General features: G+C 70.2%; 7 protein-coding genes. 3 read left to right on the plus strand and 4 right to left on the minus strand.

Annotated elements, in window-relative coordinates:
• A partial coding sequence (locus AOK01_RS23275) for a TIGR00645 family protein (protein ID WP_157871447.1) occupies positions 1-549 on the minus strand: 549 nt, incomplete at its 3' end.
• A gap of 338 nt (positions 550-887) precedes the next feature.
• On the opposite strand from AOK01_RS23275, the gene AOK01_RS23280 reads away from it, so the two are divergent.
• A complete protein-coding gene (locus tag AOK01_RS23280; RefSeq protein WP_055514813.1) occupies positions 888-2,531 on the plus strand; it encodes a DNA repair helicase XPB in 1,644 nt (547 codons plus the stop codon).
• Positions 2,532-2,568: 37 nt separating this feature from the next.
• On the opposite strand, the gene AOK01_RS23285 is transcribed toward AOK01_RS23280, so the two are convergent.
• Positions 2,569-2,757, minus strand: a complete 189-nt coding sequence (locus AOK01_RS23285) for a hypothetical protein (RefSeq protein WP_055514807.1) — start codon at positions 2,755-2,757, stop codon at positions 2,569-2,571.
• 393 nt (positions 2,758-3,150) lie between these two features.
• Here AOK01_RS23285 and AOK01_RS23290 point away from each other — a divergent pair, with 393 nt between their 5' ends.
• The gene (locus tag AOK01_RS23290; protein WP_055514815.1) at positions 3,151-5,280 is read left to right on the plus strand and encodes a HelD family protein; all 2,130 of its coding nucleotides are present in this window, start codon (positions 3,151-3,153) and stop codon (positions 5,278-5,280) included.
• Here AOK01_RS23290 and AOK01_RS23295 read toward each other — a convergent pair whose 3' ends face one another.
• Positions 5,281-5,871 carry a TetR/AcrR family transcriptional regulator gene (locus AOK01_RS23295; RefSeq protein ID WP_055514809.1) on the minus strand — a complete coding sequence of 197 codons (591 nt, stop codon included), beginning with the start codon at positions 5,869-5,871 and terminating at the stop codon, positions 5,281-5,283.
• A gap of 184 nt (positions 5,872-6,055) precedes the next feature.
• Here AOK01_RS23295 and AOK01_RS23300 point away from each other — a divergent pair, with 184 nt between their 5' ends.
• The gene (locus AOK01_RS23300) at positions 6,056-7,015 is read left to right on the plus strand and encodes an alpha/beta hydrolase family protein (RefSeq protein ID WP_055514811.1); all 960 of its coding nucleotides are present in this window, start codon (positions 6,056-6,058) and stop codon (positions 7,013-7,015) included.
• 31 nt (positions 7,016-7,046) lie between these two features.
• On the opposite strand, the gene AOK01_RS23305 is transcribed toward AOK01_RS23300, so the two are convergent.
• Positions 7,047-7,437: copper homeostasis protein CutC (locus AOK01_RS23305; protein WP_281181415.1), on the minus strand; the 391-nt coding region annotated here is incomplete at its 5' end.

Raw genomic sequence — 7,437 nt, forward strand, 5'->3', positions numbered from 1 at the left:
CGCCCCCTCCGCGTGCCCCTTGCCCGACCGGTGCCCCTGCTCCGCCATCGGACCCGACATATAGGCCAGGATCGCCGCCGAGGCGATGAACGCCATGTGGATGACCGTCCCCCACAGCAGTGAGTGGTGCGAGGTGTGGTGCACGTCCACGAACATCTGGAGCAGATGCACGGACGAGATGCCCACGATGGCGGTGGCGAGCTTGACCTTGAGCACGTTGGAGTTGACGTGTGAGAGCCATTCCGGCTGGTCGCGGTGACCTTGGAGCCCGATGCGCGAGACGAACGTCTCGTATCCGCCGACGATCACCATGATGAGCAGGTTGGCGATCATGACGACGTCGACCAGCTTCAGCACCGCGAGCATCACGTACGTCTCGTCCGCCTGCCCGGTCACGCACCGAAGGATTAAATTCCACAGCTCGTTGAAGAACTTGTAGACGTACACGCCCTGGGCGGCCACCAGACCGAAGTACAGCGGGGCCTGGAGCCAGCGGGTGGCGAAGAGCGCGTATCCGAGTGTCGTGGTCGGCGGGGATGCGGCGGGCAGCGGCGCGGACGGCTGGGCATGGCTGTTACCGGACAACGGTGGGCTCTCCCTCGGCGGTGACCTGGGCGGTGAGCTGGGCAGTAACCTGCGCGATCGCCATTCTTCACAGGCCGAGGCCGCAAATCTGAATTCAGGCCACTCATTGGAATGAATAGACATTCAGTAGGACAGGTCACAGGAGCCGGTTGTCCGCGGCGGCGGGCACCGGCCGTCCGCGGCGGCGGGCACCGAGAGCTCGCGACAGCGGGCGCAGAGAGTTCACAACGGCGGGCGCCGGCGATCAGGCACACTGGACGTTTGGCCGTGCACATCGCACGGCTGTGCAGAAGGGGACGCGCGTGAATGGTCCACTCATCGTCCAGTCCGACAAGACCCTCCTCCTGGAGGTCGATCACGAGCTGGCGGACGAGTGCCGTCGGGTCATAGCTCCCTTCGCCGAGCTGGAGCGCGCACCCGAGCACATCCACACCTACCGGGTGACGCCGCTCGGGCTGTGGAACGCGCGCGCGGCCGGGCACGACGCCGAGCAGGTCGTGGACGCGCTCGTGCAGTACAGCCGCTATCCGGTGCCGCACGCGCTGCTGGTCGACATCGCGGAGACGATGGACCGCTACGGCCGGCTCACCCTGAGCAAGCACCCGGCCCACGGGCTCGTCCTCACCACCACCGACCGGCCCGTGCTTGAGGAGATCCTGCGCTCGAAGCGGATCATGCCGCTCGTGGGCAACCGGATCGACCCGGACACCGTGGCCGTGCACCCCTCCGAGCGGGGGCAGATCAAGCAGACGCTGCTGAGGCTGGGCTGGCCGGCCGAGGACCTCGCCGGGTACGTGGACGGGGAGGCGCACGCCATCAGCCTCGCCGAGGACGGCTGGTCCCTGCGGCCCTACCAGAAGCAGGCGGTGGAGAACTTCTGGCACGGCGGCTCAGGCGTGGTCGTGCTCCCCTGCGGCGCCGGGAAGACGCTGGTCGGGGCGGGCGCCATGGCCGAGGCGAAGGCCACCACGCTCATCCTCGTCACGAACACCGTCTCGGCCCGGCAGTGGAAGCACGAGCTGATCAAGCGCACGAGCCTCACCGAGGAGGAGATCGGCGAGTACAGCGGTACGCGCAAGGAGATCCGGCCGGTCACCATCGCGACGTACCAGGTGCTGACGACGAAGCGGAAGGGTGTCTACCCGCACCTGGAGCTGTTCGACTCCCGCGACTGGGGGCTGATCATCTACGACGAGGTGCATCTGCTGCCCGCGCCGGTCTTCAAGTTCACCGCCGACCTCCAGGCGCGCCGCCGGCTCGGTCTGACGGCCACGCTGGTGCGCGAGGACGGCCGTGAGTCTGACGTATTCTCCCTCATCGGGCCGAAGCGTTTCGACGCGCCCTGGAAGGAGATCGAGGCGCAGGGATACATCGCGCCGGCCGACTGTGTCGAGGTCCGGGTGAACCTCACGGACTCCGAGCGGCTGGCGTACGCGACCGCCGAGACGGAGGAGAAGTACCGCTTCTGCGCGACGACGGCGACGAAGCGGAAGGTCACGGAGGCGCTGGTCCGCCGGTTCGCGGGGATGCAGACGCTCGTCATCGGCCAGTACATCGATCAGCTCGACGAACTGGGCGAGCACCTGAACGCACCGGTCATCAAGGGCGAGACGTCGAACGCGCAGCGCGAGAAGCTCTTCGAGGCGTTCCGGCAGGGTGAGATCAGCGTTCTGGTCGTCTCCAAGGTCGCGAACTTCTCCATCGACCTGCCGGAGGCGACGGTCGCCATCCAGGTGTCGGGCACCTTCGGCTCCCGTCAGGAGGAGGCTCAGCGCCTCGGCCGCGTGCTGCGCCCGAAGGCGGACGGCCACCAGGCCCACTTCTACTCGGTCGTGGCCCGCGACACCGTCGACCAGGACTTCGCGGCCCACCGCCAGCGCTTCCTGGCCGAACAGGGCTACGCGTACCGGATCGTGGACGCGGACGAGCTGCTGGCGGACAGCTAGCCGACAAACCAGCCGACAGCTGACAGCTGGTCGTCGCCTACCGGCGGCGTACGCCCGCCTCCTCGCCGTACTCGCCGAGGAGGACCACTCCGAAGGTGGCGCCGGCGAAGACCTTGACGGCGCGCAGGGCGTCACCGAGGCGGTGGCGGTGACTGCCTCGCAGGGCGGTCGCGCCGGGCGGCGCACTGTGGCGGACAGGGGCCGGGGTGAAAGTCGCAGTACTCATGCATCCATAGTGGAATTCGGGCGCTCCACTTTCATCGGTCTACGGACCGAGCCTCCTCGCTCGCCACGTACGACCACAGACCGACCTCTCCCCCGCAGGGAGGGGGATGGCATCCCCTAGGGGACCGCGCCTGGCGTATGGGAAAGGCGACCGGTTCGGGTGTACCGGAAAACGGCCGGCTCGGGCGTACGGGAAAAACAATTGGCTCCGGTCGCCCCGGCTCGCCTAGGATCTTCTCTCTTGCCCGCCTCCCGTCGTGGAGCGCCGCCGCCCGGACGGAAACCGGCCGGCCCACCGCCACTCAGCGGGACCCACCAGGGTCCTGGCTGTTCTCGCAGGCTCCGGAGGCAACACCCCGTGTCCACCCCGTCCGACTCCGCCGTGCCATCTGCCATGCCGTCCGACGAGACCGACCCCCTCTCCCGGGAGCGCGCCCACCTCGCGCACTCCCGCGCCGCGCTGCGTTCGATGCGTGAGGACGTCCAGTCGCTCGACATCCGGGACGTCACCGCGAACTGGGTCAACGCGGAGGTTCTGGGCCGCCAGATCGACGAGCGCATCAAGGCGCTGGCCGACCTGTCCCACACCCCGCTGTTCTTCGGCCGCCTCGACTACCTGCACGCCCCCGGCGCCGAGCAGGCGGAGGGCGCGCAGGGCGAGCGCTTCTATATCGGCCGCCGGCATGTGCACGACCCTGCCGGCGACCCGATGGTGATCGACTGGCGTGCCCCGGTGTCGCAGCCCTTCTACCGGGCCTCCAAGAAGACCCCGATGGACGTCGCGCTGCGCCGCCGCTTCGGGTACACCGGCGGCGACCTCACCGCGTACGAGGACGAGCACCTCTCCGACCCCGCCGATTCATCGGAGACGGCAGCCACGAGCAAGCTGCTCCAGCAGGAGATCGAGCGCCCGCGCGTGGGCCCGATGCGCGACATCGTGGCGACGATCCAGCCGGAGCAGGACGAGATCGTACGGTCCGGTCTCGGCGGCACCGTCTGTGTGCAGGGCGGCCCCGGCACCGGCAAGACGGCCGTCGGTCTGCACCGGGTCGCGTACCTCCTCTACGCCCACCGCGAGCGGCTCGCCAGGACCGGCACCCTGGTCATCGGGCCCAACGCGTCCTTCCTCCACTACATCGAGCAGGTGCTGCCCGCGCTGGGCGAGCTGGCGGTCAAGCAGGCCACGGTCGACGACCTGGTCGCGCACGTGGAGGTACGGGGCAGGGACGAGGCCCCGGCAGCCGTCGTGAAGGGCGACGCGCGGATGGCCGAGGTGCTGCGCCGGGCCGTCCGCGCACACGTGACCATGCCGACCGAGCCCGTCGTGGTGGTCCGCGGTTCCCGGCGCTGGCGGGTACCGGCGTACGAACTGGCGGACATCGTCCAGGAGTTGCTGGACCGGGAGATCCGGTACGGCGCCGCCCGCGAGGCCCTGCCGCAGCGCATCGCGCACGCCGTCCTCGTGCAGATGGAACGGTCCGGCGAGGCTCCGGACGACCGCGTGCAGGACGCCGTCGCCCGCAACCCCGCGGTGAAGGCGGCGGTGAAGGCGATCTGGCCGCCGGTCGATCCGGCGAAGCTCGTGTTCCGGCTGCTGTCCGACGCGGACTTCCTGGCCGCGCACGCGGAGGGCGTCCTCACGAAGGAGGAGCAGGAGACGATCCGGTGGGCGAAGCCCGTACGGTCGGTGAGGTCCGCCAAGTGGGCCGCCGCGGACGCCGTACTGATCGACGAGGCCACCGACCTCGTACAACGCACGCACTCCCTGGGGCATGTGGTGCTCGACGAGGCGCAGGACCTGTCGCCCATGCAGTACCGGGCGGTGGGGCGGCGCTGCACGACCGGTTCGGCGACCGTGCTCGGTGATCTGGCGCAGGGCACGACGCCCTGGGCGACGCGGAGCTGGGACGAGGCGTTGGCCCATCTCGGCAAGCGGGAGGCGGTCGTCGAGGAACTGACGGCCGGTTTCCGCGTGCCGACGGACGTCATCACGTACGCGTCCCGGCTGCTGCCGTACATCGCGCCGGGCCTGGCGCCGGTGGCGTCGGTCCGGGAGAACCCGGGCTTCTTCGAGGTCCGCGAAACCACCGTCCGTGAGACCCCCGTCCGTGAGGCCCCCGTCCGCGAGACCACCACGGACGCCACCACGGACGCCACCGCGGACGCCACCGAAGTGGTCGCGGCCTGCGAGGAGTTGCTGCGCCACGAGGGTTCGGTTGGGCTGATCGCGGCCGACACGCGCGTACCGCTGCTGTCCGAGGCCCTGACGAAGGCGGGCCTCGCCCACCTCGCGCCCGGCGAGGAGACGACTCTCACCGCCCGCCTCACCCTCGTACCGGCGTCCCTCGCCAAGGGCCTGGAGTACGACTACGTGGTCCTGGACGAACCCCAGGCCGTCGTGGACGCCGAACCGGACGAACGAACGGGCCTGCGCCGCCTGTACGTCACCCTGACCCGCGCGGTCTCCGGCCTGATCGTGACCCACGCGACGCCGCTGCCCGCCCAGCTGGCCGGCGAGGCGTAGTCAGCACGGTTGACGTAGGCCCGCGACGAGGAGCGCGACCAGTTTGCGTGCCTCGTAACCGGGGTCGCTGTCGGCGCCGATGCAGAGGTTTCCGATGCCGTGCATGAGTTGCAGGGCCTCGATGCCGGGGCGGATCTCACCGGCGGCGACGGCGGCGTCCAGGAGCTGGCCGCACACCGGCAGCAGGCGGTCGAGGAAGTAGGCGTGCAGCGTCTCGAAGCGGGCGTTGTCGGCCTGCAGCGCCGCCGCGAGCCCGTGCTTGGTGACCAGGAAGTCGACGAAGAGGTCCACCCACTGGCCGAGGGCGGCGTGCGCTGTCGGGCCGGCCGCCAGCAGGGCAGGCCCCGCCTCGGCACAGGCGTCGATCTGGTGGTGGTAGACGGCGATGACGAGGTCCGCCCGGGTGGGGAAGTGGCGGTAGATCGTGCCCATCCCGACGCCGGCCGCGGCTGCGATGTCGCGGACCGGTGCTTCCACGCCCGAGGTGACGAAGACCGTGGCGGCCGCCTCCAGCAGGGTCCGGCGGTTGCGCCGGGCGTCCTTGCGCTTTGATTCCGCCGCGCTTCCCGTGCTCTGACCGCTCTCGTTCACCGTGCCGCTCCTTCCATGAGCTTGCCATGAGTCTGCGATGAGCTTGCGAAACGGAACCTTGCTCCGTATTGTCGAATGAATCGGAGCGACGTTCCGCTTTGCTCATGATGACAGACCACGGCACCGGACTGTCCATCGCCGCCCCGCTCCGGCCGATGACCCTCACCGAACGGAAGTCACTTCCATGCCCGACACGAACACCGCGAACGCACAAACAGCACAAACAGCACAGAAGAAGGTGGACGCACCGACCTTGGTGGTGTCCGCGAGGCCGGTCGTCCTCGCCGCTCCGGGCCGCGGCGAGGACCTCCAGGTCCATGTGTCCGCCCCCGCGACCGGCCGCGATCTGCCCGTCATCGTCTTCTCGCACGGCTTCGGCCAGTCGATGGACGACTACGCCCCGCTGGCGGACTTCTGGACCGCCCAGGGCTTCGTGGTCCTGCGGCCCACCCACCTCGACTCCAGGACGCTCGACCTCCCCGCCGACGATCCCCGTACGCCGCGGATCTGGCGCTTCCGTATCGAGGACCTCAAGCGGGTGCTGGACGGGCTCGATGTCCTGGAAGCCGCCGTGCCGGGCCTCGCCGGGCGCCTCGACCGGGACCGCATCGCCGTCGCCGGCCACTCCTGGGGAGCCCAGACAGCGAGCACGCTGCTGGGTGCGCGCGTCCTCGGCTCCGACGGCGTACCCGGAGAGGACATGTCCGACGCCCGCGTCAAGGCGGGTGTGCTGCTCGCCCTGACCGGCCTGGGCGACGACCTCACCCCGTTCGCCGAAGAGCACTTCTCCTTCATGAAGCCGTCCTTCGACACCATGACCAGGCCGGCCCTCATCGTCGCCGGGGACCACGACCAGTCCCTGCTGTCCACCCGGGGACCGGACTGGTTCATCGACCCCTACACCTACAGCCCGGGAAACAAGAGCCTGCTCACGCTGTTCGGGGCGGAGCACTCGCTCGGAGGCATCACCGGATACGGGGTCGCCGCGACGACGGACGAGAACCCCGCGCGCGTGGCGCTGATCCAGCAGCTCACCTCGGCGTTCCTGCGCAGCGCCCTCGACCCCGAGGACACCGGCCGGCAGACGGCGGCCACCGCACTGGACGCGGGCCTCGACTCGTTGGGGAAGCTGGAGAGCAAGTAGGCGCCCCGGCGGAGACCGGGGAGGGCTCGGCTCAGGCGGCATCCAGCGCCGTGCGCCACTCCCGTACCGCCTCCGCCGAGACCGGTACGTCCCAGCCGCCGGGCCGTGCCGCGCCGCCGATGTGGAAGGCGTCGACGCCCGCCGCCCGCAACCGCGGTACGTGGTCCAGACGCAGGCCGCCGCCGACGAGGAGCCGTGGCTCGTAACCGGGCTCGCCGCGCCGGGCCGCCTCCGCGAGCAGCGTCGGCAGGCCCTCGTCCACGCCGGCCGCCGACCCCGCCGTGAGATACGTGTCCAGGCCGGGGAGGTCGCAGAGCCGCTTGCGCAGCGCGTCCCGGTCGGCTGCGCGGTCGATCGCCCGGTGGAACGTCCAACGGCAGCCGTCCAGTTCGGCGAGCACCGACTCCAGCGCGGGCAGGTCC

Source organism: Streptomyces aurantiacus (assembly GCF_001418335.1).
In the GTDB taxonomy this organism is placed as follows: Bacteria; Actinomycetota; Actinomycetes; order Streptomycetales; family Streptomycetaceae; genus Streptomyces; species Streptomyces aurantiacus.

Coding starts and splice junctions, on each gene's coding strand:
- AOK01_RS23300 (WP_055514811.1), top strand. CDS start 6,056: ATGCCCGACACGAACACCGCGAACGCACAAACAGCACAAACAGCACAG.
- AOK01_RS23290 (WP_055514815.1), top strand. CDS start 3,151: ATGCCGTCCGACGAGACCGACCCCCTCTCCCGGGAGCGCGCCCACCTC.
- AOK01_RS23285 (WP_055514807.1), bottom strand. CDS start 2,757: ATGAGTACTGCGACTTTCACCCCGGCCCCTGTCCGCCACAGTGCGCCG.